The 22,502-nt window shown below is 73.0% G+C and carries 16 protein-coding genes and 1 pseudogene; 6 read left to right on the top strand and 11 right to left on the bottom strand.

The window, feature by feature from the left end:
* Positions 1 to 208: 208 nt before the first annotated feature.
* The 3 genes from ASC99_RS34690 to ASC99_RS34680 all read right to left on the bottom strand — a co-directional run bounded on the left by ASC99_RS34690 (position 209) and on the right by ASC99_RS34680 (position 5,341).
* Positions 209 to 3,505: a BTAD domain-containing putative transcriptional regulator gene (locus ASC99_RS34690; protein WP_235502949.1), complete on the bottom strand. Its 3,297-nt coding sequence runs from the start codon at positions 3,503 to 3,505 to the stop codon at positions 209 to 211.
* Between the two features lie 102 nt (positions 3,506 to 3,607).
* Positions 3,608 to 4,672 carry a serine hydrolase gene (locus ASC99_RS34685; RefSeq protein WP_057240020.1) on the bottom strand — a complete coding sequence of 355 codons (1,065 nt, stop codon included), beginning with the start codon at positions 4,670 to 4,672 and terminating at the stop codon, positions 3,608 to 3,610.
* A 237-nt stretch (positions 4,673 to 4,909) separates the two neighbouring features.
* Positions 4,910 to 5,341: a group III truncated hemoglobin gene (locus tag ASC99_RS34680; RefSeq protein WP_057239643.1), complete on the bottom strand. Its 432-nt coding sequence runs from the start codon at positions 5,339 to 5,341 to the stop codon at positions 4,910 to 4,912.
* A gap of 106 nt (positions 5,342 to 5,447) precedes the next feature.
* Between ASC99_RS34680 and ASC99_RS34675 the strand changes: the two genes are divergently transcribed.
* On the top strand, positions 5,448 to 6,437 hold the full coding sequence (locus ASC99_RS34675; protein ID WP_057239641.1) for an aldo/keto reductase: 990 nt from the start codon (positions 5,448 to 5,450) through the stop codon (positions 6,435 to 6,437).
* 159 nt (positions 6,438 to 6,596) lie between these two features.
* Here ASC99_RS34675 and ASC99_RS34670 read toward each other — a convergent pair whose 3' ends face one another.
* The 5 genes from ASC99_RS34670 to ASC99_RS34650 form a co-directional block, all read right to left on the bottom strand.
* Positions 6,597 to 7,235: a winged helix-turn-helix domain-containing protein gene (locus tag ASC99_RS34670; protein WP_057239639.1), complete on the bottom strand. Its 639-nt coding sequence runs from the start codon at positions 7,233 to 7,235 to the stop codon at positions 6,597 to 6,599.
* A 482-nt stretch (positions 7,236 to 7,717) separates the two neighbouring features.
* The gene (locus ASC99_RS34665) at positions 7,718 to 8,335 is read right to left on the bottom strand and encodes an ATP/GTP-binding protein (RefSeq protein ID WP_057239637.1); all 618 of its coding nucleotides are present in this window, start codon (positions 8,333 to 8,335) and stop codon (positions 7,718 to 7,720) included.
* Complete coding sequence (locus ASC99_RS34660; protein ID WP_082598874.1) at positions 8,316 to 8,765, bottom strand: DUF742 domain-containing protein; 450 nt, start codon at positions 8,763 to 8,765, stop codon at positions 8,316 to 8,318. Before ASC99_RS34660 ends, ASC99_RS34665 begins: the two co-directional genes overlap by 20 nt.
* Positions 8,766 to 8,772: 7 nt before the next feature.
* Positions 8,773 to 9,192, bottom strand: a complete 420-nt coding sequence (locus ASC99_RS34655) for a roadblock/LC7 domain-containing protein (RefSeq protein WP_057239636.1) — start codon at positions 9,190 to 9,192, stop codon at positions 8,773 to 8,775.
* Complete coding sequence (locus ASC99_RS34650) at positions 9,189 to 11,933, bottom strand: nitrate- and nitrite sensing domain-containing protein (RefSeq protein ID WP_057239634.1); 2,745 nt, start codon at positions 11,931 to 11,933, stop codon at positions 9,189 to 9,191. The genes ASC99_RS34655 and ASC99_RS34650 overlap by 4 nt, the downstream gene beginning before the upstream one ends.
* Before the next feature lie 305 nt (positions 11,934 to 12,238).
* Between ASC99_RS34650 and ASC99_RS34645 the strand changes: the two genes are divergently transcribed.
* The 3 genes from ASC99_RS34645 (at position 12,239) to ASC99_RS34635 (ending at position 16,590) form a co-directional block, all read left to right on the top strand.
* The gene (locus ASC99_RS34645) at positions 12,239 to 14,050 is read left to right on the top strand and encodes a long-chain fatty acid--CoA ligase (protein ID WP_057239632.1); all 1,812 of its coding nucleotides are present in this window, start codon (positions 12,239 to 12,241) and stop codon (positions 14,048 to 14,050) included.
* Between the two features lie 182 nt (positions 14,051 to 14,232).
* On the top strand, positions 14,233 to 15,342 hold the full coding sequence (locus tag ASC99_RS34640) for a polysaccharide deacetylase family protein (protein WP_057239631.1): 1,110 nt from the start codon (positions 14,233 to 14,235) through the stop codon (positions 15,340 to 15,342).
* A 177-nt stretch (positions 15,343 to 15,519) separates the two neighbouring features.
* The gene (locus ASC99_RS34635) at positions 15,520 to 16,590 is read left to right on the top strand and encodes a M36 family metallopeptidase (protein ID WP_057239629.1); all 1,071 of its coding nucleotides are present in this window, start codon (positions 15,520 to 15,522) and stop codon (positions 16,588 to 16,590) included.
* 61 nt (positions 16,591 to 16,651) lie between these two features.
* Here ASC99_RS34635 and ASC99_RS34630 read toward each other — a convergent pair whose 3' ends face one another.
* The 3 genes from ASC99_RS34630 to ASC99_RS42005 all read right to left on the bottom strand — a co-directional run bounded on the left by ASC99_RS34630 (position 16,652) and on the right by ASC99_RS42005 (position 19,248).
* On the bottom strand, positions 16,652 to 17,452 hold the full coding sequence (locus ASC99_RS34630; RefSeq protein ID WP_057239627.1) for an SGNH/GDSL hydrolase family protein: 801 nt from the start codon (positions 17,450 to 17,452) through the stop codon (positions 16,652 to 16,654).
* A gap of 156 nt (positions 17,453 to 17,608) precedes the next feature.
* Positions 17,609 to 18,205: a hypothetical protein gene (locus tag ASC99_RS34625; RefSeq protein WP_157531935.1), complete on the bottom strand. Its 597-nt coding sequence runs from the start codon at positions 18,203 to 18,205 to the stop codon at positions 17,609 to 17,611.
* Positions 18,206 to 18,378: 173 nt separating this feature from the next.
* Positions 18,379 to 19,248 carry a hypothetical protein gene (locus tag ASC99_RS42005; RefSeq protein WP_057239625.1) on the bottom strand — a complete coding sequence of 290 codons (870 nt, stop codon included), beginning with the start codon at positions 19,246 to 19,248 and terminating at the stop codon, positions 18,379 to 18,381.
* 172 nt (positions 19,249 to 19,420) lie between these two features.
* On the opposite strand from ASC99_RS42005, the gene ASC99_RS34615 reads away from it, so the two are divergent.
* Both ASC99_RS34615 and ASC99_RS41570 read left to right on the top strand, forming a co-directional pair.
* Positions 19,421 to 20,590: an exonuclease SbcCD subunit D gene (locus tag ASC99_RS34615; protein WP_057239624.1), complete on the top strand. Its 1,170-nt coding sequence runs from the start codon at positions 19,421 to 19,423 to the stop codon at positions 20,588 to 20,590.
* Positions 20,587 to 22,386 (top strand): annotated as a pseudogene (locus ASC99_RS41570) (AAA family ATPase); the annotation flags it as partial. The gene ASC99_RS34615 and the pseudogene ASC99_RS41570, both read left to right, overlap by 4 nt.
* Between the last annotated feature and the right edge of the window lie 116 nt (positions 22,387 to 22,502).

The raw sequence follows: 22,502 nt of genomic DNA, 5'->3' as shown, positions 1-22,502 counted from the left end.
AGCCAGGCAGCACCCAGGGGCTCGGGGAACTGGGGAACTGCGACGCCAGCCACGGGACGGGGTCAAATTGCGGGTGCGGTCAACCCCGGGCGCGGTAGAGGTGTGCCTGGCGTGCGGGTTCAGGCGAAAGTGCCTGACCCTTTACGCGGCGATCACGCACCGGAGGTCGGCGTCGCAGTTCCCCGAGCCCCTGTCTTCCGAAGCGCCGTCAGTGAAGCTCAGCCGTTGACAAGGCCACGGCTTCGGCCTCCCAGTGCGGGGCGTTCCACTTGTGGGACAGGGCGGCGGCGTGCCGGTAGTGCTCGCCGGCGTTCGGGTGGCCGAGGTAGACCGCCAGGTCGCCGAGGGTCAGGGCGACCGGGCGTAGGGCGATCGAGGTGCTGGCCGCGCCGGCAATCATGTGGCGCAGTGGCAGCAGTTCGGTGAACACCTCCTCCGCCTCGGCCCGTTCGTCCAGCGCGATCACGGCCATCGCCCGGATCGCGAGGAAGAACGACCGGTAGTAGTCCGGCGGGATGGACCGCTTGACCACCCGGACGGCCCGGGCCTCGGCCGGGCGCCCCAGCTCGATCAGGGCCAACGCGCGGACGTCCTCGGTGATCGCCCCGTACGCCGAACCGGCCTGCTCGATCAGGGCCAACTCGGCTCCCAGCGTGCCCCGTTGGATCGCCATGGTGATCCGGTGCAGCGCCCCGAAGCCCGCCGCGTGCAGCGACTCCCGGGCGACCAGGCCGTCGAGCGCCTGCTGGTAGTGGGCGTCCGCCTCGGCCGGCCGGTTCTCGATCAGGGCCAGCATGCCGAGCTGGCAGCGGCCGACGTCGACCAGCTCCGGCAGGTGGTAGGTCTCCGCGATCCGCAGCCCGGCCCTGATGTGCTCGCGCAGCGCCACCAGGTCACCTCGGACGGCGGCGGCCGTCGCGAACAGGTGCTCGGCCTGCCAGTGGTAGGCCGGGAGATCGTGCTCGGTGGCCACGGCGGCCAGTTCGGCGGCGATCTCGACCCGCAGCTCGATCTCCAACTCGTAGTCGTGCACCCGCGCCTGGGCCGCGAGCGCCTGGGCGAGCAGCACCGGGTCCCGTTCGGTACGGGCGATGGCGACCGCCTCCTCCGCTGCCGCCCAGCCCTGCGGACTGCCGGAGCAGTCGAGCTCGTAGGTGAGCGCGTCGAGCAGGCCGCAGCGGGTGGCGGGCGTCAGGTCGGGCAGCGCGAGCAGGCCCGTCAGGGTCTCCACCGCACTCCGGTCGATCGTCCCGTAGGCGTGCGCCACCCAGGGGCTGGGCACGGTCCAGGACGTCCAGGCCGCGATCGCCAGGTCGTTCCGGCCGGTCTCCCTGGCCAACTCGACGGCGGTGTGCCGGGTCGCCAGGGCTGCGGTGATGCCACCAGCCCTGACCTGGGCCCGGAGCAGCGCGCCGAGCAGTTCGATCCGACGGGCCGGACGATCGTCGTCGCCCGCCGGGACCAGTTCGAGGTTGGTGAGCGCCTGCTGCAGCAGCGCCGCGCAGGTCTCGTGGGCGTAGCGCCGCTCGGCCGCCTCGGCGGCCCGGACACAGTGCTGCACCGCCTGCTGTGCGGTGGCGGTGGACGCCGCCCGGGTGAAGTGGTGGGCCAGTGCGGAGAGTTGACCGGGCCTCAGGTCGGCCAGGGCGGCCCCGACCCGGCCGTGCAGCCGGGTCCGACGCAGCCCGCTGAGGTCGCCGTACAGGGTGTCCCTGACCAGTGCGTGGGTGAACCGGACCACGCCGGGGCCGGGTTCGGTGAGCAGCCCACCCGAGAGCGCCGTCTCCAGGGCGGCCAGCAGCTGGTCCTCGGTCCGGTCGGAGGCCGCCAGCAGCAGGTCGACCTCGGCCTCCCGGCCGACCACGGCGGCCAGCCTGAGCACCTCGACGGTGTCGGCCGGGAGCCCGCCGAACCGGCGGCGCAGCACGTCGCCGACCCCCTGCGGGACCTCGGTGACCGCGACCAGGGCGCCTTCGCCAGCCAACAGCCGGGCGCTCTCCCGCAGGTAGAACGGGTTGCCGCCGGTCCGTTCGGCCAGGGCGGCCACCGTCGCGCGGTCCACGGCCGTCGGGCAGACGGCCGCGATCAGCCGGCCCGCCTCGGCCTCGGCCAGGCCGGCCAGCGGCAGCCGCCGGGGCGAGAGCCGGGCCAACTGGGCCAGCGTGTCCGTGAGATCGCCCTCGCCGGGGCGGTGCGCCACGATCAGCAGCAGGCCGGGGACGGCAGGACCGGTGCTGAGTTCGGCGAGCAGCGCCCGGGTCTCCTGGTCGGCTGCGTGCAGGTCGTCCAGCACGACGGCCACCGGCCGGTCGGCGGCGGCCCTGCGGAGCCAGCCGGCCACCGCCCGGTGCAGCCGGAACCGGCCCGCGAGCGGGTCGCTGCCCCGCCGCGCGGCGTACTCCTCGGCCTCCAGCAGCGGTGCCAGCGCCTCGGCCTCGGCCGGCCCGGGGTCGACCTGCCCGGCCAGTTCGCGCAGTGCCTCGGTCCACGCCCAGGCGGGCGGCGCACCCTCGGTCTCCGGGCACCGGCCGGAGGCCACCAGCCAGCCGGTGGCGGCCAGTTCGGCCCGCAGCCGCCGCAGCAGCGTGCTCTTCCCTGCACCGGCCTCCCCGCTGATCAGCACCACCGCCCGCGCGCCGCCGACCGCCTCGGCCGCCGCCTCCCGCACCACCCGTAGCTCGTCCGCCCGGCCGACGAACAGCTCCTGCGGCGGCAGCGGTACGGCCGCCGGCGCGGGAGTGCCGATCAGTTCGGTGCGCTGGTTGAGGATCGCCGACTCCAACTCGGCCAGCGCGGGCCCGAGATCGAGACCGAGGTCGGTGGCCAGCAGGGACCGGGCCCGGCGCAGCGCGTCCAGCGCCTCGGCCTGCCGGTTCGCCGACCACAGCGCGAGTGCGAGCAGCCGCCACCCCTCCTCGCGGAACGGGTACTCCTCGGTGAGCGCCAGCGCCTCGGGCACGGCGGCGCCGAAGTCGCCCTGCTCGACCGTCAGGGCGACGGTCAACTCCCGGGCCCCGAGCCGGAGTTCGTTCAGCCGGGCGACCTCCCGGAGCGCCCAGGGCTGGTCCGCGAACTCCGCGTACGCCTCGCCGTCCCAGAGCTCCAGCGCCGCCCGTACCGGTCCCGGTCGCCGCAGCTCCCTGGCCTGCGCCACCAGCCGCTCGAAGTCCCGGGCGTCCAGCGCTCCGGCCTCCGGCAGCCGCAGCGCATAGCCGGGCACCTCGCTCACCAGCACCCTGGCCGGTTCCCGGGGGCCTCGCGCGGGCTCCAGCACCCGCCGCAGATTGGAGACGTACGCCTGCAGCGAGGCCGCCGCCTTGGCCGGCGGCCGCCCACCCCACAGCCCGTCGACCAACCGGTCCGCGGCCACCACCGCCCCACCGGCCACCAACAACTGCCCGAGCACCCCGCGCTGCCTCGGCCCCCCGAGGCTCACCCGCACCCCGTCCACCTCGGCCGCCAACGCCCCGAGCACCCTGATCCGGACCGTGCCCACTCCCTGCACCAGCCCTCCCCCGAGCCCACTTCCGCACTGGCCACCGAGCCTATGCGATGGGCGTCCGCAGGCTCCAAGCGGACTCCAAGTGTGAGGGCGCCCCGGCGTGGCTCAGCGGCACAGGGCCGTGTCGACGACGCTCTCGAGGTGCTCCGTGCCCGCCGCATCGGCCGGGATGGCGGTCACCGCGACGTTGGCGGCGCGGCCGTCGTCGGTGACTCCGCCCCGGGTCTCGTACCCCGCGATGTCACCGCCGTGGCCCCAGTAGACGCCGCCGCAGGACAGCGGCCTGCTGATGATCCCCAGCCCGTAGCCGGCGCCGCTGTCGCCGATCGGGACGGTGGTGCGCATCTGGGCGAGTTGGGCCGTCGGCAGCAGGCGGCCGGCCAGGAGCGCGGTGAAGAACCGGTTGACCTCGGAGTTGGTCGAGATCATCTGCCCCGCCGCCCAGCCCGCGGAGGGGTCCAGCTCGGTGAAGTCGCGCAGCGGGCCGCCCGCCGAGTCGCTGCGGTAGCCGTGGGGGTGGGCCTCTCGGACGGTCCGGTCACCGGCGGCCGGGAAGTAGGTGTGGCGCAGTCCGACGGGCTTGATGATGCGCCGGTCGATCTCCTCGGGGAGGGGGCGGTCGGTGACGCGCTGGACGAGCAGGCCGGCCAGCACGTAGTTCGTGCTGCTGTACTTGAACCCCTTCCCCGGGGCGAAGTCGGCCTTGTGCCCGAGCGCCAGGTCGAGCAGCTGGCGAGGTTCGAAGTACCGGTACCGGAGGGTGGACTCCTCGATCAGGCCCTCGTAGTCAGGGATACCGCTGGTGTGCTGGAGGAGCTGACGGACCGTGATGTGGTTTCCGTCGATCCCGTCCCCGTGGACCAGGCCCGGAAGGTAGGTCTCGACCGGCTCGTCGAGCGCGACCTTCCCCTCACCGACCAGCTGCAGCACGACCACGGCGGTGAACGTCTTGGTGTTGCTGCCGATCCGTACCTGACCGTCGGCCGGCACCTTCGCGCCGGTGGCCAGGTCGCCCACCCCTGCGGTGTACGTACGGGTGCGGCCCGCGCGGTCCTGGACGCTCGCCAGTGCGGCGGGCAGGCCGTCGGTGCGCACCAGTGCGTTCAGCCCCTGCTGGACGCTGTCCGGCCTGGCCGGGGCGGACGGCGCCGGGGCTGCGCCCACGGCCATCACACCGGCGGCCACCACCGCCACGGCCGACCGGACCGCATCTCGACCGGAAGGAATTCGCTGCCAGATCTGCTCACGCACGGGTCAACTCCTGGGGAATCACCGGAGACCAGAGGAACTCCCTGGTCACGATGCGCCCAGTGTCGTCGGGCCGCTCGCCGGTGACCTCCCCCGACCGGGGGAGCACTTTCTCCCGCTGCTCCGCGATGTGCGCGCCGCCCGGGCTGTGCCCTGGGGTCAGCCGCTGCGCAGCAGGACGGCCGAGAGTGGGACGAAGCCGCCGGTGCCGCCACCGGTCTCGCCGTCGGTCAGGCGGCGGAGCATGGACAGTGAGATCCGTTCGCCCTGGCTCTTGGCGCGGTCGGCCACCGGGCCGCTGTACAGGCCGTCGACGGTGGCCGTCCAGAGTTGCAGCCAGCGGCCGAAGTGGCGGGCGCCGAGCGGCTGTTGGGTGTGCAGGACGGCGTGCGGGGCGAACAGGTCGCGGCGGTACTCGGCGGACCGCAGCAGCGCCCGCTCCCAGAAGTCCGCGATGTGCGGCAGGTGCCGCTCCAGCTCGGTGCCGGCGAAGAACGGGCCGATCACCGGGTCGGCGAAGGCCGCACCGTAGAACCGGCGCAGCAGCAGCTCCAGGCCGGCCCGGTCGGCGATGTCGGGGCGGACGGACATCCGAGGACTCCTCTCCCGGGGTGGTCGCGCCAGCTTAGGTGTGTGGCACGTCGGTCGGACAGGGCCGTTCGTCCCGTCCAGGGCGCCGGACTGGCAGGATGCTGGCATGACGTACCTCGCCGCCGATGACCGTTACTCCTCGATGACCTACCGCCGGGCCGGCCGCAGCGGAGTGCTGCTGCCCGCGATCTCGCTCGGCCTCTGGCACAACTTCGGTGACACCCAGCCGCTGGAGGTGCAGCGCGCGGTGCTGCGCCGGGCCTTCGACCGGGGCGTCACGCACTTCGACCTGGCCAACAACTACGGCCCGCCGTACGGCAGCGCCGAGAAGAACTTCGGCACGCTGTACGCGCAGGACTTCCGCCCGTACCGGGACGAGCTGTTCATCGCCTCCAAGGCCGGGTACGACATGTGGCCGGGCCCGTACGGCGACGGCGGCAGCCGAAAGTACCTGCTGGCCAGCCTGGACCAGTCGCTCGGCCGGATGGGCCTGGACTACGTCGACGTCTTCTACTCGCACCGCTACGACCCCACCACTCCGCTGGAGGAGACCATGGGGGCGCTCGACACCGCCGTACGGTCGGGCCGGGCGCTGTACGCGGCGATCTCCAACTACCCGGCGGAGCAGCACCGCGAGGCGGTGGCGATCCTGCGCGAGCTGGGTACGCCGGTGCTGCTGAACCAGTCGCGCTACTCGATCCTGGACCGGGGTGTGGAGGACGCCGTCCTGGACGCGGTCGGTGAGACCCAGACCAGCCTGATCGCGTACTCCCCGCTGGCTCAGGGCCTGCTGACCGACCGTTACCTCTCCGGCGACGTCCCGGTGGGCTCCCGGATGTCGGTCGGCCACTTCCTCAAGGAGGAGGCCCTGACCGGAGCCAAGCTGGACCAGCTGCGGGCCCTCGCCAAGGTCGCCGAACGCCGAGGCCAGAGCCTGGCCCAGCTGGCCCTGAGCTGGGTGCTCCGCGACGACCGGGTGGCCTCGGTGATCATCGGCGCCAGCAGCGTGGCCCAGCTCGACCAGAACCTCGACGCCCTCGCGGCCGGCCCGCTCACGATCGAGGACCTCGCCGAGATCGACGCGCTCACCCGCTAGGCAAGGCGTCAGCCCTGTCAGACCAGGGGCTCGGGGAACTGCGACGCCGACCGCGTGCAAGGTGATCCGTACGTAAGTGGTCAGGCACTTTCGTACGTGACCCGAACGCCGGATCTCCTCGCAGTTCCCCGAGCCCTGGTGTGTGCCTGGCTGGCCCCGCTACTGACTGACCGGGGCGTACTTGTAGCCGACCCGGCGGACCGTGACGATGCTGTCGCGGTAGGCCGCGCCGAGCTTGCGGCGGAGCCGGGCGACGTGGACGTCGACCGTGCGGCCGTCGCCGACGTGGCCGTAGCCCCAGACGGCGGAGACCAGGTGGTCGCGGGTGTGGACGCGCTGCGGGTGCTCGGTGAGGTGGGCGAGCAGTTCGAACTCGAGGTAGGTGAGGTCGAGCAGCTTGCCGTCGACGTGGGCGCTGCGGCGCTCGGTGTCGACGCTGATGCCGTGCGCCGAGGGCCTGCCCGCCGTTCGGACCGGTGCAGCAGCGGGTGCGGGAGCGGGAGCGACGGCGGCCGGGGCCTCTGCCGCCGGGACCAGGACCAGGTAGCCGACCAGCGGTCCGCTGCCCGCGTCGGTGGTGCCGAACTGGGCGCCGTACTGCGCCAACAGGCCCTGCGGGATGGCGGACTGGGGCAGTGCGGCGACCACTGTGGCACCTTCGGGCAGCGCACCGAACAGTGCCTGCGGTGTGGCGGGGGCGAGGTGCCGGCGGTCGACGGGGGCCGAGACGGATCGGACCGCCCGCAGGTGCGGGGTGGCGGAGGGGGCGGACAGGGTGGCGGTGGAGGAGGAAGACATGATGCCGCTCTTTCGCGCGTGACGGATGGTGGGTGTCGTCTGCGCGTCGACCTGGGCGGGACACCGGCACTGACGGGTGGTCAGGCGGTGGGCCGGGACGCGCCGGGCGGGCCGGGGCACGACTGCTGAGGCTGGTGCGACGGTCGGGACATCAGGACTGTCCACGTCCGGCGGTTCGTTGCCCGGCGAAAGAAAGTGGCCGGGAGCAGAGCACCTAAGACGGCAGGAGTGCGGGTCGGACCCGGGGTCAGCGACAGCAGGCGCTGGAGCAGAGCGCCTGGTCGATGTACCGACGCATGGTCAGGTCCGGTGTCACCGGGGCGGAGTGGGCCGTCGGGCGGAGCCTCGGACGGACTGCTGCTGCGGCCATGCTGTGGTACCTCCCCCCGGCGCTGCGATGAACTGTCGCCAAGAGAGTTCCACGACCCGGGCCCCGGCGGCAAGCCGAATGCGCCAAATCGTCCAACTGGCGAGACGGCGTCTCAGACTACGAAACCGCGCCGCTCCATCGCGTGCTCGGCCAGCCTGATCAGCAGCTCCTTGCCGTCCTCCCGGCGGCGGGCGTCGCACAGCAGCACCGGCACCCCGGGGTCCAGGTCGAGCGCGTCGCGGACGTCGCCGGGGGCGAACACCTCGGTGCCCTCGAAGCAGTTCACCGCGACCACGAACGGGATGCCGCGCCGCTCGAAGAAGTCCACCGAGGGGAAGCAGTCGGCGAGTCGACGGGTGTCGGCGAGGACCACCGCACCGAGCGCACCCGCCGCCAGCTCGTCCCAGGCGAACCAGAACCGGTCCTGCCCGGGCGTGCCGAACAGGTAGAGCGCGAGGCCGGGGCGCAGGTCGATCCGGCCGAAGTCCATCGCCACCGTGGTGGTCCGCTTGGCCTCCACGCCGGAGGTGTCGTCCACCTCCTGCCCTGCCGTGGTGAGTTGCTCCTCGGTGCGCAGCGGGCGGATCTCGCTGACTGCCCCCACCAGGGTGGTCTTGCCCGCGCCGAAGCCGCCGGCGACCAGGATCTTGAGGGCCACCGCGCTCCAGGGCGAAGCCTGGCCGGGCTGGGCGGGCTGGACGGGCTGGACGTCAGAGTGCGCGAAGGCCATTGATCACGTCTCGCAGCAGGCGCTCGTCCGGTAGTTGGGCGAGCGGAACGGGTCGGGTGACGGCGATAAGTTCCGCATGCAGCAGGTCGCCGAGCAGCACCCGGACCACGCTCACCGGCAGATCGGTGTACGAGCCCAACTCGGCGACGCTGAGCGGCTCGTGACGGCAGAGCGCGAGGATGGCCCGGTGCTCCGGGTCGAGGTCGGGCTCCTCGCTCTCGTCCGGGTGTACGGCGGTCACCAGCGAGATGAGGTCGAACATCCCCTCCTCGACCGGCCTGGTCCGGCCCTTGGTCATCGAGAACAGCCGCACCATCGGCCCCGCGTCGTCGTCGAACCACTGGTCCTCGACGGGCGGGCGGGCGGGAAAGGCCGGCTGGGTCGGCTCTTCGGTCCGGCTCGGCTCCGGTGCGGTGTCCTCGACGGTCATCGTTCGGTCATCTCCCCGGCGGAACGGACTCGGTGCGCGGGTCGGCGGACAGGTGCTCACCGACCCGCTTGACCAGCAGGGCCATCTCGTACGCGATCTGGCCGACGTCGGACTCGGCCTCGCTCAGCACCGCCAGGCAACTGCCGTCGCCCGCCGCGGTGATGAACAGGAACGCCTCGTCCAGCTCGACCATGGTCTGCCGGACGCCGCCGACCTGGAAGTGCCGTCCGGCCCCCTTGGCCAGGCTGTGGAAGCCCGCCGCGACGGCGGCCAGGTGCTCGGCGTCCTCGCGCTCCAGGCCCTGGGAGGCACCGGTGGCCAGACCGTCACTGGAGAGGATGACCGCGTGCCGCAGCGCCGCGACCCGTCCCACCAGATCGTCCAGCAGCCAGTTGAGGTCTCCTGACGGCTGTGCCGTTGCGGTCATGATTCGGTTCCTTCCGTTGGTGCAGGCTGAGCAGGTGTCACAGGCTGAGCTGGTGTCACGGATCGGGCCGGCCCGGCCGACAGGGCCTGGGGCCGGGGCGCCGGCAGGATCGCGGCCGGGCGCCGGCGGACCGGCGGGACCGGTGCGGGCACGGCGGGCACAGGGGGTGCGGCGGGCTCGGGCTGGTCCGGCACGACCGTGAGCGAGGCGGGCTGGAACCGGTCGCCACGCCCGCGCTGGAAGCCGCGTTGGAAGGAGGAGAAGGCCGACCGGGCCTCCTCCGGCGAACGGTCCCGGCTGCTCTGCTCGGCGGTGGCGTCGGAGGTCGCCGCGTTCTTCAACTGCGGTGCCAGGTTGGCCTGTCGGACCCGGCGGGGCAGCAGCCCCCCGGCCGGCGCGGTGGGCGGGACCGGGACCGGCCCCTCCTCCGGCGGGCTGTCCGACCGGCGGTGCCGTCCGGTGCCGCTGCCGGCACCGGTGCTCCCGGCCGGTACCAGGGTCGGCCCGGTACCGGACCGGCGGCGCGGCAACCCACCCGGCGTACGGGCGGGTTCGGCGGCCGAGGGGCGTGGTCCGCCCGCCGGGCGCCCGAGGCCGCGGACCGGCTCGTCGGCGCCCACCGGCGCACTCTCGCCGCGCCGATGCCCGCCGTGGCCGGTGGGCCCGTCCTTGCCACTGTCCCGGCCCTTGCCACCGTCCTGGCCCGTGCCCAGCGCCGGAACCGCGACCAGGTCCGGCCGGCCGGACCCGGCAGGCGGGACGGCGGCCGGACGCGGTCCCGCCGGTGCGTCGGCCAGCAGGTCGGGGGCCTCGGCCAGCAGCTCGCGCGGGATCAGTACGATCGCCGCCGTCCCGCCGTACGGCGAGGGCCGCAGGTGGACCCGGATGCCGTGCCGCCGGGCCAGCCGGCTGACCACGAACAGGCCCAGCCGGTCGGTATCCGCGAGGTCGAACTCCTGCTCCACCGCGAGGCGTTGGTTGATGTCGGCGAGTGCCGACTCGCTCAGCCCGAGGCCCCGGTCGTCGATCTCCAGCGAGAAGCCGTGCGCGACCACCTCACCCTGCACCGTGACCTGGGCCTGCGGCGGCGAGTACACCGCCGCGTTCTCCACCAGCTCGGCGATCAGGTGGGTGACGTCGGCGACCGCGCTGCCGAGCAGCCCGGTGCCGGGGAACGGCCGGACTATCACCCGGGCGTAGTCCTCCACCTCACCGACGGCGGCGCGCACCACGTCGACCATCCGGACCGGCTTGCGCCAGGCCCGGCCCGGCGAGCCGCCGGACAGGATGATCAGACCCTCGGCGTGCCGGCGCATACGGGTCGTCAGGTGGTCGAGCTTGAACAGGTCCTCCAGCTCGGCCGGGTCCTCGGTGCGCCGCTCCATGGTGTCCAGCAGGGTGAGCTGACGGTGCAGCAGCACCTGGCTGCGCCGGGCCAGGTTGACGAAGACCGCCGAGACACCCCGGCGCAGCTCGGCCTGCTCGACCGCCGCCTCGACCGCCACCCGCTGCACCTGGTTGAAGGCCCGGCCGACCTCGCCGATCTCGGCGGGGCCGAACTCCAGCTCGGGCGACTCGGCCGCGATGTCCACCGGTTCGCCACGGCGCAGCCGCAGCATCACGGCGGGCAGCCGGGTGCCGGAGATGTCCAGTGCCGCGTTCCGCAGGCCGATCAGTTCGCGGGCCAGGCCGCGGCCGATCCGGTAGGAGATCATCACCGAGGCGACCACCGCGATCAGACCGACCAGGCCGGCGATGCCGCCGCGCACCAGCTGGTTGACCGCGTAGGACTTCGCCACCGCGCCGATCTGGCCGGCCAGCCGGGTGTTCAGGGTGGAGAGTTCGGCCAGTGCCTGGTCCGCGCCGGTGCTCCAGCCGGCCAGCGGCACCCGGGCCAGCGCGGCCTCCCGCTCAGCCGGGTTCTGGAAGCTGCCGAACTGCACCTCGGCCCAGGCCAGGGTCGCCATGCTGTCGCTGTTCCTGGCCGCCCGGTAGTCGGCCTGGTCCTGCACGTCCAGCTCCGCCACGTAGACGGTGAACAGGGTCTGCTGGTTGTGCAGCGCGTCCAGGGCGGTCTGGTACATCGTGTTGTCCGGCTTGGGGCTCCTGGATCCGGGGCGGTTGGCCACCTCCAGGGTCAGCCGGAGGCCACGGAGCGCCGCGTCCTCCTGGGAGAGGTACTCCCTGGCCCGGACCAGCTCGGTCAGCACCATGCCCTGCCGGGGCAGCTGGCCGCTCTGCTGGCTGACGAAGGCGGTCCGGAACGCGAACACCGGCTGCACCAGGTCGGCGTAGCGGTCGATCACCTGGTCCCAGTTCTTCGACCGCCGGTCCACCTCGAGCCGGATCGCGCCGACTCCGTCGGCCGCCGTCAGCACGTCCTGCAGCCTGAGCCGCTGGGCGCCGCCCAGCTTGGCCTCGTCGGAGGAGTCCGCCTGGTAGCGCAGCAGTTGCAGCGAGCGGTCGGTGATCGCCTTGCTCTGCTGGTACTTCTCCTGGGCGTCCTTGTCGTCCGGATCGGCCAGCCTGATGACGGCGGCCCGGCGTTCGGCCTGCACGTCGCGGGCGTACTGGTCGATCGGCACGCCGAAGGTCCGGTAGGCGGAGCTGACGTCCAGTTGGTTCCACACGTCGCCGGTGGTCACCAGCGTCGCGTACACCCACAGTCCGGTGAGCGCGATGATGGGCACCATGAGCAGCGCGATCATCTTCGCGCGGATCGAGCTGCTGCGCAGACGCATGGGGTCCTCGGTGCGGGGAAGAGCACGGACAAGGGGGTGCGACGGGTGCGATCCGGACACCTCTCTGCCCGAGATCTGCGTGAGCTTACTACTCCATGACCACTCGTTCGAAGGGTCGAAAGCACAGTCAGACGGAAGCCGTCACGATCCTCCCGGTATTGCCCGGAAAGGGAGTTCTGTCCGTCCGGCGCTTTTGAGCGGCACATGCCGATCCGGCGATCCGGCGCACCACCCCTGGGCAGCGCAGCTTCGATCCGGTAGCTTCGCTGACATCCGCTCGGGCAGACGGGAACGGGGGGCCACGGGTGCGGCAGTACAGCGGCCTGGCCGCGCCGGCCCCGGCTGTCGGCGGGCTCGCCGACTCGGTGTACGACACCGCCGAACGATCCCCGAATCTGGTCCAGTTGGACCGGTGGGAGCACGGCGGCTGGCGGCACGTGACGGCGCTGCGGTTCCGGGACGAGGTGCTCGGGCTCGCCAAGGGTCTGCTGAGCCACGGCATCCGGTACGGCGACCGGGTCGCGGTGATGTCCGGCACCCGGTACGAGTGGACCCTGTTCGACTACGCGCTCTGGTCGATCGGCGCCATTCCGGTGCCGATCTACCCCACCTCGGCGGCCGAGCAGGTGCGCTGGATCCTGGCCGAGACCCAGGCGGTGGCCTGCGTGGTGGAGCACGAGGACCACGCCATGACGGTCGGCGCGGTCTGCGACGCGCTCACCGAGCTGACCTCGATCTGGCAGCTGGACCAGAACTGCGTGACCACCCTGACCGAGGACGGCCGGGGCCTGCCCGACTCGCTGGTGCACCGTCAGCGGCTCGGCGTCTCCCCCGACTCGGTGGCCACCGTCATCTACACCTCTGGCACCACCGGACGCCCCAAGGGCTGTCTGCTCACCCACGGCAACCTGGCCGCCGAGGCGGACGCACTGCTCACCGGCTGGGAGCAGGTGGTCCGGGACACCGGCGGGGTGCAGCCCGCCACCCTGGTCCTGCTGCCGCTGGCGCACGTGTACGGGCGGGTGGTGCAGATCGCGGCGATCCGCGGCGACATCCGGCTCGGCCACCACGGCGAGCTGACCACCGACTCGCTGCTGCCCGCGCTGGCCTCGTTCCGGCCGACCTTCCTGCACCTGGTGCCGTACGTACTGGAGAAGGTGTACCAACGCGCCCGGGAGGCCGCCGAAGAGGCCGGCAAGGGCGAACTCTTCGGCCAGGCCGCCGAGGTGGCGATCGAATGGGCGGCCGCCCGGGAACAGCGCGCCTTCGGGCGCGGTCCCGGCCCGAGTGCCTCGCTGCGACTGCGGCACGCGGCGTACGACCGGCTGGTGTACCACCGGCTGCGCGCGGTGCTGGGCGGGCGGACCCGGACGGTGATGTGCGGCGGCTCGATGCTCGGCCGCGAGCTCAGCCTGTTCTTCACCGGCGTCGGCCTGGCCGTGTACGAGGGGTACGGGCTGACCGAGACCTCGGCCGCCGTCACCGCCAACCCGCCCGGCCGCCCCAAGGCCGGCACGGTCGGCCGGCCGTTGCCCGGTGCCGAGGTGGCGATCGGCGAGGACGGCGAGGTCTGGGTCCGCGGCCCCTCGGTCTTCGCGGGGTACCTGAACCACTCGCACGACATGTTCTACGAGGGGTGGTTGGCCACCGGCGACCTCGGTGAGCTGGACGAGGACGGCTACCTCACCATCACCGGCCGGAAGAAGGAGCTGATCGTCACCAGCAGTGGCAAGAACCTCGCCCCGACCGTGCTGGAGGAGCGGGTACGCGCACATCCACTGGTCTCCCAGTGCCTGGTGGTCGGCGACAACCGCCCCTACGTGGCGGCCCTGATCACCCTCGATCCGCAGGCGCTGGCGCACTGGCTGAAGGCCAACGGCCGCGAGCAGCTGGACTCTTGGGCCGCGCTGGCGGACGAGGCCCTGCACGCCGAGATCCAGCGCGGCGTCGCCGCCGCCAACACCACCGTCTCGCGCGCCGAGTCGATCCGCGCCTTTCGCCTGCTGCCCCGCGAGTTCGGCCCGGACCAGGGCCTGCTGACCCCGTCCCTCAAGCTCCGCCGCGGCGCCATCGTCCGGCACTACGCGGACGACATCGAGGAGCTTTACCACAGCTGATCCCCGTGATCAGGCTGGTTCGGCAATGTCGGAAGCGGTCTTGACGGGCCCTCTGGTCCAGTCCAATGTATGGCCCGGCCCGGAAAGCGCAACCAGCCACCGGGACCCGGCATGTGTGCGGCAGGCCGATTCGTCCCCGCCCTCAGGGGAGTGCAGCGTTCTTCCCCCACAGGAGATCACTCGTGTCCACCACTCTGCGCCGTCTCGCCGCCTGCGCGGCCGGCACGGCGCTCACGGTCCTGAGCGCCACGGTCCCCGCCGCGCACGCCGAGACCGCTCCGGCCGTCAACCTCGCCACCAACCCCGGCTTCGAGATCCCCACCCTGCCGCTGGCGGACTGGGGCTCGATTCCCGGCTGGCAGTGCACCACCGGCGAGGCCGTGCTCAACACCGCCGCGCACAGCGGCGGTTCGGCCCTCACGGTGACTCCGGCCGGCGACCACAGCAACGGCGAGTGCGCCCAGACCCTCGCGGTCCGGCCCAACACCACCTACACCTACTCGGCCTGGGTGCGCGGAAGTTACGTCTTCCTCGGTGCCACCGGCACCGGCAACGACGTGGCGCCGTCCTGGGTGCAGTCCACCGGCGGGAACTGGCAGAAGCTCACCACCAGCTTCACCACCGGACCGACCAACACCTCCGTCCGGCTCTACCTGCACGGCTGGTACGAGCAGGGCGCCTTCTCGGCCGACGACGTCGAGCTGACCGGCCCGGCCCCCGCCCCGGCCTGGGCCACCTGGAACATGCCGACCCAGGACAAGGTGGTCTTCTTCACCATCGACGACGGCTGGGCCCGCACCGCCGACGCGGCGCAGTTCATCGAGACCAACAAGCTGCCGGTGACGGCCTTCCCGCTGCCGATGCCGTCCGGCTTCGAGCCGGACTACTTCAAGCGGATCACCGCCGTCCCCGGTTCCTCGGTCGAGGCGCACAGCGTCTCGCACCGTGACCTCACCACGCTCTCCGCCGCCGAGCAGCAGGCCGAGATCTGCGACGCCCGGGACGCGGCGGCCAAGCGGTACGGCACGGTGCCGACCATCTTCCGTCCGCCGTACTTCGCGTTCAACGCCGACACCCTGCAGGCGGCCGCCAACTGCGGGCTGCGCACCGTGCTGACCGCGACCGCGGACTACAGCTGGGGCGCATCCAACAGCTACCACGGCGGTCTGCAGGCCGGTGACGTGGTGATCTTCCACTTCGCCGACTCGCTGGCCGGCGACCTCCAGCGGGCCCTGACCGACGCCACGGCGGCCGGTCTCACCGTGGCCGGGCTGCGTAACTACACCAGCTGACCGCACGGCTGTGCCCTCTGCCGCCCGCGACGGGCAGAGGGCACAGCCGTTGGTCGAAGGCCGGCGGGTATCCGTCGCCTCTACCCCTCTGGTCACAGCCGTCACCGTGCGGGAAGATCCCCCATCGAGCATCACGCGTCCCGACCGGGCGTCTGCTCTGCCTGCCTTGGAGGAGCCTTGTCACGTTCCACCCCTGCGCCCCGACGCCTCACCCTGGCCCTCGCCGCCACCGCGGTCCTCGCCTCGGTGGCCGGCGTCGCCGCCCCGCCCGCCCTCGCCGCGAACAGCCCGGCTGCCGCCACCGCGACCGCCACCGGGCGGATATTCATGGTCAGCCCGGTGCAGTCCTCGGGTGACCAGAACCTGACCGACGGAAAGGACGCGGACTCCGCCGTCCCGGCCTCCGCCTACGCGACCGTCGCCCTGCGCAACCTGGACGCCTCCGGCGGCCTCTCCGGCCGCTGGGCCGTCGTCCGCTCGGAGACCGGCACGCCCGCCCGCTCGGGCACCGGCGATTTCCGCTACACCCGCAATGCCGACCAGTTCGAGCAGGTGATGGCCTACTTCTGGGTCAACGAGGCGCAGGAGTACCTGCAGAGCCTCGGCTTCGGCAGCGAGCTGCGCGGCGCCAACGACCGCCCGCAGAACGTCCGGCTGAACCAGTGGGGCTCCGACAACTCCTTCTTCACCGACAAGAAGGACGAGATCCGCTTCGGCAAGGGCGGCGTGGATGACGCCGAGGACGCCGAGGTGATCGTCCACGAGTACGGTCACGCCGTGCACGAGGCCCAGGTGCCCGGCTTCGGCAGCTCGGAGGAGGCCGGCTCGATCGGCGAGGCCTGGGGCGACTACCTCGCCGTGTCGGTCGGCCTGGCCGCCGACGCCAAGTACGGCTGGCCGCGCAACACGCCCGAAGCGTGCGTCGCCGACTGGGACTCCGTCGGCTACACCTCCACGACGCCGCACTGCCTGCGCCGGATCGACAGCGGCAAGGTCTACTCGGACAAGGTCGGCGAGGTGCACGCCGACGGGGAGATCTGGTCCCAGGCGCTGTACGACATCCGTAAGGCCCTCGGTGCCCGCACCGCCGACCGGATCATCGTGAACGCCCAGTTCTCGTTCGCGCCCGACACCGACTTCACCGCGGCGGCCCTGACGACCGTCGCCACCGCCCGTGCCATGTACGGCGACAAGGCGGCCGCCTCGGTCCGTCAGGCCTTCGCCGCCCGGCAGATCCCCGGGCTGTAGCCGCAAAAAAGGTTGTGCCCTCTGCCGCCCGCGATGGGCAGAGGGCACAACCTTTGGTGGATCAGACTCCGGCGGTGAAGGCCGGCAGGTAGCCGCCGATCTGGCCGGCCGCCTTGGGGTGGTAGCTCTCGTCCACCGGCAGCACCGTGCTGTTCAGCCACAGCGTGCTGCTGCCGCAGATCTCGTGGCCGGCGGCGAACCGGCTTCTGACGTCCTCATAGGTGAAGCCGGCGTTCGCCACCCGCTTGGCGATCACGTCGTCCAGCACGTCGGCCGCGCTGTTGATAGCGGCCCGCTTGGTGTCGCCGATGCCGAAGATGCAGCTCCCGCCGACCTGGTAGAGGTGCGGGTAACCCAGCACCACCACATGGGCGTTGGGGGCCTTCGCGTGGATCTTCGCGTAGAGCGAGTCGAGCAGGCCGGGCAAGGTGTTGGTCGCGTACGCCTTGGCGTTGTTGACCGCCGTCAGGCAGGCGCTCTCGCTGTTCAGTACGCAGGTCTGCATGGTGCTGGCGAAGCCCGAGTCATTGCCGCCGACGGTGAGGCTGACCAGGGTGGTCGAGGCGTCCAGCGGGCCGAGCTGGTTGTTCGCCACGTCGCCGGTCCGCGCACCCGAGCAGGCGGTGAACGCGAAGGCGGCGGGCGAGTTGGCGTTCTTCCACTGGTACGGATAGGCGTTGGTGCTGCGCTTGCAGTTGCCACTCTCGCTGGTGTAGCTGCCCGCGCCCACTCCGGAGGAGTAGGAGTCGCCCAGCGCGACGTAGCGGGCCGACGAGGCGCTGGCCGCGGGGGCCACGAAGAGGGTGGTCAGGGTGAGCAGGATCGCCGTGGTGGCGACGGACACGGCACGAGCAGGGCGCACGAGTACCTCCACTGGAGTGACGCGGGTCACATTTTATTTACCAGGGAGTAGCTTCGAGCAACAGTGGCCATGCCAAAACTGTTGCGAGGGTTCGCTCATGTGGCACCGTCAGTTCGACGGGGTGTCAGTTCCCGTACCTCAGGCGCAGTCTCAGCCTCAGTCGAAGGCCAGCCCGGCGGCGGGCAGTTCCTCGATGGTCTCTTCGGCGGCGGACGGCACACCGAGCCTGCGGGCCGCCAGATCCACCGCCGCCCGGGCCTGCCGCAGGCCGGGCTCGCCCCAGCCGAGCAGCTCGACCGCGAGACCGGGTGCCACCAGCAGCCGGCGGTAGTGCCGCCCGGAGGCCGGGTCGGGGGCGGTCGGGCCGACCGCCCGCAGCGCGGCGGCCATCCGGACCCGGGCGCACTCGTGGCCGCCGTTGGCCGAGCCGACCCGGTCGTAGAGGTAGCCGAGGTAGTGCGCCGGGCCGATCACCGCCTGCGCCTCCTCCCCCGCCTCCCGGGCCAGCGCCGCACCGGGGTCGCCCGCGTCCTCCGGCTCCAACGAGCCGCCGGGCAGGCTGACCACGCCGTCCCGGGGGTTGACCAGGGTGAGCACCCGGCCGTCCGGCACGAACAGCCAGCCCCAGGACTGCTTGACCGGCAGCCCCTCCGGCACCTGCTCGCCGGGGCGCCACGGCCACCCCGCCGTCGGACGGCGCCGGACCCGGCCGAGCAGCTCGGCGATCTCCGCGCTGTACTCGATCCGGCTCATGCGTCCCCCTTCGGTCTCGGGCGCCGGTAGGCGTGCGGTGCGTAGGCGTACTCCTGGTGGTGCACGCGGGCGCGCTGTCCCATGACAGCACGCCCCAACTGTTGATCTTCCCCGAACATCCGGTCGATGAACAGTCCTGGCCGCCGCCCGGGGCATGGCCGGCCGCCCGTGGTTCAGGCTCCGGTCACCTCCGGCGGGGGCAGCGGGAACCCGGCCCGGCCGACCGGGGTGGGCGGGCCCCCGGCCTCCGCGCCCAGCACCGCCTGGGTCTCCAGCGCGGACATCGGCCGCAGCCAGCCGTCCACCAGCACCCAGCCGGACGCCTCGCCGCCGGCCCGGTACAGCAGCAGCTCACCGGAGCCGTACCCGGCCACCGCCGCCGCCAGGGTGACGCAGAACGCCTCCGCCTCCCGGCCCAGCTCGACCGGCCGTCCCGCCGCCACCAGCAGCTCGGCCGCCGCCGTCAGCTCCTCCCCGTCCAACAGACCGAGCGAACGGAGCGTCAGCCGGTGCCGCCCGTCCCCCGCGCCCGCCGCCAGCGCGAGGCAGACCTCGGAGACGTACTGCAGCACCGCCGTGACCCGCTCCTGCGGCCGCCGCTCGCAGCCGACCGCCGCCAGCAGCGCGGCGCAGCCGATCGAGATCCGCACCCGGGCCAGGTGATCCTCCGTCAGCGCCGGAAGCAGCTCGGCCAGCCCCTGCCCGGTGTAGGCGAACGGCTCACCGGCCAGCTCCGGATCGGCCGCGTACGCCACCTCGGCCACCGGGTCGGCCGGGTCGAGCAGGTGCTCGGCGCAGAAGTCCTCGAAGTCGACCGGCTCCAGCACCCGCAGGTGCACCGCCATCCCGTGCCCGTGCAGCGCCCGCAACCGCTGCTCGGTGCAGCGCAGGTACGCCCCGTAGTCCGCCGCGCCGAACAGGCCGCGGCCGCGAAGCCGGGCGTACGCCGCCTCGTCGGCGGCCACCGCCAGCGCCACCGTCTGCCGCACCCGGCCCCGCTCCCCGCACCGCCGCCTGCTGCCGTTCTTGTTCCTGCTGGTCATGCACCCTCCCGAGGTGGAATCCGGCGGCCGGGCAACGCCTGGCCCCCGATGCCGGGAAACGTACACAGCGTCACTGACAAGCACGCTCAGCTACCGCCTTCGGGGTTTGTCGGCGCGAGCTGTGATACTCGGGAACGGTCCTGGTGAGTACGAGCGTGTGGGGGTTGGGTACGTGCGGCTGCTGCACACCTCGGACTGGCACCTCGGCCGGTCGTTCCACCGGGAGAACCTGATCGGGGCGCAGCGCGCGTTCCTCGACCACCTGGTCGGCGTGGTCCGCGAGCACGGTGTCGAGGCGGTGCTGGTCGCCGGTGACGTCTACGACCGCGCGCTCCCCGGGCTGGACGCGGTCGAGCTCTTCGACGACGTGCTGCACCGGCTCGCCGAGCTCGGCGTGCCCACCGTCTTCATCAGCGGCAACCACGATTCGGCCCGCCGCCTCGGCGTCGCGGCCGGTCTGATCGGCCGGGCCGGCATCCACCTGCGGACCGATCCCGGCGCCGTCGCCACCCCCGTCCTGCTGGCGGACGAGCACGGTCCGGTCGCCCTCTACGGCCTGCCCTACCTGGAGCCGGCCCTGACCCGGGAGCGGTTCGGGCTGGCCAAGGGCGGCCACGAGCAGGTGCTCGGCGCGGCGATGGACCAGGTCAGGGCCGATCTGGCGACCCGTCAGGACGGCACCAGGGCGGTGGTGCTGGCCCACGCCTTCGTGACCGGCGGCGAGGTCAGCGACAGCGAGCGGGACATCACCGTCGGCGGCGTGGCGAGCGTGCCCTCCGCCGTCTTCGACGGGGTGCACTACGCCGCCCTCGGCCACCTGCACGGCAGCCAGACGATCGCCCCGCACCTGCGCTACAGCGGCTCCCCGATCGCCTACTCGTTCTCCGAGGTGGACCACCGCAAGACCATGTGGCTGGTCGACCTGGCCGCCGACGGCTCGGTCGCGGCGGAGCGGATCGACTGCCCGGTCCCCCGCCCGCTGGCCCGGCTGCGCGGCCGGCTCGACGAGCTGCTGACCGCCGAGAAGTACCAGCAGCACGAGGACTCCTGGGTGCAGGCCACCCTGACCGACCCGGCCCGCCCGGCCAACCCGATGGAACAGCTCCGCAAGCGCTTCCCGCACACCCTCCAGCTGCTCTTCGAGCCCGACCCGGTCCCCGGCGACCGGCAGGAGTCGTACGCCGCCCGGGTCAGCGGCCGGTCGGACCTGGAGATCGCCGAGGGCTTCGTCCGGCACGTCCGCCCCGGCACCGAAGCCGACGAGACCGAGCGAGCCTGGCTGCGGACGGCGTTCGAGACCGTCCGCGAGCAGGGCGACCGAAAGGCGGAGCTGCCCCGATGAGGCTGCATCAGCTGACCGTCACCGCGTTCGGCCCGTTCGCGGGCACCGAGCGGGTCGACTTCGACGAGCTGGCCTCGGCCGGTCTCTTCCTGCTCAGGGGCGCCACCGGCGCGGGCAAGAGCAGCGTGCTGGACGCGGTCTGCTTCGCGCTCTACGGCGAGGTGCCGGGCGCCCGCAAGGGCAACCCGCTGCGCAGCGACCACGCCTTGGCCACCGTGCCGACCCAGGTCGAGCTCGAACTCACCCTCGGCGGCCAGCGGCTGCGGATCGTCCGCAGCCCCGAGCAGCTCCGGCCGAAGCTACGCGGCACCGGGCTGACCCCCATGAAGCCGGAGACCCTGCTCAGCGAGTGGGTCACTGACACCGGGGAGGGCGAGCCGGGCTGGCGGGCGCTCAGCCGCTCGCACCAGGAGGCCGGCGAGCAGATCAACCGGCTGATCGGGATGAGCCGGGAGCAGTTCTGCCAGGTGGTGCTGCTGCCGCAGGGCGACTTCGCGCGCTTCCTGCGGGCCGACACCAACGAGCGGGCCAAGCTGCTCCGGCAGCTCTTCGACACCGGCCGGTTCGACCAGGTGGAGCGCTGGCTCACCGACCAGCGGACCAAGCACGAGGCCACCGTCAAGGAGGGCAGGCAGCGGCTGTACTCGCTCGCCACCCGGGCCGAGGAGGCCGCCGGGGCGACCGCAGTCCCGCTGGCCGAGCAGGTGCCGGAGCACGCGGGTGCCGTGGAGTTTCTCGGCTGGGCGGCGATCCTGCGCACCGACGCGGCCGAGCGGGCCACCGTCGCGGCGCTCGCCCTGGACGCCGCCGAGCGGGGCCACGGCGCGGCTCAGCAGGCGCTCCAGCGGGCCACCGAGCTGGCCGGCCGTCAGCAGCGCCACCGTCAGGCCGTGCTTGCGGCAGGCGAGTTGGCCCACAGCGCCGACCGGTACCGGCAGGACCGGGAGCGTCTCGGCACCGCCCAGCAGGCCGCCACCGTCGAGCCGGTGCTCCGCCACCACGCCGCTGCGGCCACCGCCCACATCGCCGCCGTCCGGGCCGAGCAGCACAGCCGGGCCGCACTCACCGGCGATGCCGACGCCGACGCCTCGCAACTCGCGGAACACGAACGGGAGCTGCGCGCCGAGCTCGGCCGCCTGGATGCCGCCCGGGCCGACGAGCAGCGGCTCACCGAAGCAGTCCGGGAGCGCGAGCAGCTGGGCCACGAGCTGCTCCGGGCCGAGGAGTCGGCGGAGGATGCGGCGGACTGGCTGACCGACTTCGACGGCCGGTTCAAGCGGCTCCAGGAGCGTCAGGCCGAGGCCCGCACCGCCGAGGCCAGGGTCGAGCAGCTCGATGCCCGCCGCACCGAGCTCCGCAGCCGACTCACCGCCGCCGCCGAGCGGGACCGCCTCCGCACCGGGATCACCACCGCCGAACGGGAGTTGGAGACCCTCAGGGCCGCCGCCAACGACGCCCGCGAGCGCACCCTCGACCTGCGCGAACGCCGCCTGACCGGGATGGCCGCCGAGCTGGCGGGCCGGCTCGTCAGCGGTGACCCCTGCCGGGTCTGCGGCTCGGCCGAGCACCCGGCCCCGGCCCGGCCCGCCGACGGCTCGGTCCGGGCCGAGGACGAGCAGCGGGCCACCGCCGCCCAGCAGCAGGCCGAGCGCCACCGGGACACCGCCGAGCAGGCCCTGCTCACCCTGCGGGTGGCCGAGGCGAAGGCCGTCGGCGCGGCGGGCGACCAGCCGGCCGAGCAGCTGCGCACCGCCCTCGCGGAGGCCGACCGGCAGCACCGCGAAGCCCTCGGCAGCNGCGGCGGGCGACCAGCCGGCCGAGCAGCTGCGCACCGCCCTCGCGGAGGCCGACCGGCAGCACCGCGAAGCCCTCGGCAGCGCCGACTCGCTGGGGCAACTCGACCGGCAGATCG

The organism is Kitasatospora sp. Root107, assembly GCF_001424875.1.
Classification (GTDB): Bacteria; Actinomycetota; Actinomycetes; order Streptomycetales; family Streptomycetaceae; genus Kitasatospora.
This window is presented reverse-complemented; position numbering and strand designations above follow the sequence as displayed.